Annotated in this window: 1 protein-coding gene; it reads left to right on the forward strand. The window is 40.5% G+C overall.

Annotated elements, in window-relative coordinates; genetic code table 11:
• Window positions 1-394: 394 nt before the first annotated feature.
• Window positions 395-1,057, forward strand: a complete 663-nt coding sequence (locus tag L2764_RS27235; RefSeq protein WP_248943459.1) for a hypothetical protein — start codon at window positions 395-397, stop codon at window positions 1,055-1,057.
• Window positions 1,058-1,290 lie beyond the last annotated feature (233 nt).

The following is a 1,290-nucleotide window of genomic DNA, read 5'->3' on the forward strand; positions in this document are numbered from 1 at the left end:
GTACAGCCCAGAGAATAATGTCGCCAGTAAAGTGTCGGCCTTTGAAGTCTGACATAATGGATCCGATGAGGTTATTTTTAATGAGTGTGGCTCAAATAGCCAACTTTGCAAAGGAGCCACACTAACGGGCGGATAGCCCCAAAACAATAAGACATCCACATTAATATTAGCTAATGTTAATATTAATGTTAGCAGGGGTATGTTAATGTTAGCAGGGTATGTTGATTACCTGACAGCGCATGGGTTCGCGCGCTCTATAAAGGACTAAACGCAACCTTTTACCTAAGCACTTAGTATTGTTATAAAACTAACAATACTTAAACAGCCTAGATAACAAAAAAATTCTTCCAAAGATGAAAACTAAAGAACTAAAAACGAATAAATAGGTGAGTATATGGCCACGACAACAAGCTCAAGCAATGATATCAATAACCCTTCAGGAAAAATAAACAGCTCTAAGAGTCTCAATTGGTTTACTGGCTATAAGCTTGTCGCCACAAGTTCGTACTCATTGATATTAGGCTCAGATATATCAACAATATTAGGCGCTTATACCAGTACGAAAATGGCAGTTTCTGTTGGCGTAAGCATTGGCGCCCAATTCGATCTCACCATTGCCAGTAAAAACTCTGTTGATTTACTCCTTAATGAGTATGCCGTCAGTAAAGTCGCTTTAGGAGCGAGTAGCACCAGAGCGACTACCATTAAAAATGATATAGCAGCGCAAAAAGTAAAAATCGCGGCTGAAGAAACGGCGATTCTACAAAGTAGCTTATTGGCGAATACGACTAAACTCAACTTAGTCACTAATGCCGTAACCAGTGTCACTAATGACGTCGGTATCATTGCCAATGATGTTCGTTCAACAGCCTTAAGAGTGACTCAAACAGAAGCCGATATTCAACAGAAAACCACAGAGATGAATCAAGTCACAACTAGAGTCTCGGCAGTGGAAACTGCGGTGGATAGTCATACCACTAAGATTGAAGCGAATCAGACAGGGATTTCTGATAATACCTTGTATATTATGGCTACAGAACTTGCCATAATTGGATAATCTTCATTTTATTTTTGCTGGGTCGAGCCCATCATAGAGTAATACTTGCATGATTGATTATGTTCTCCTGATCGCTTAAGCTATCGACATTATCCAAAGGGACGTTTTATTGCCACCATAAGAGTTAACTTACCTCCGGCAAAGCCGGAGGCTTATTTGGGTGACGCCCTAAAAGGGCTTAAGTCCGTGCCCAAGGCACTATCTACATTCCGAGTGTTAATTGATCCCGATGA

The organism is Shewanella surugensis, assembly GCF_023284005.1.
Lineage (GTDB): Bacteria > Pseudomonadota > Gammaproteobacteria > Enterobacterales > Shewanellaceae > Shewanella > Shewanella surugensis.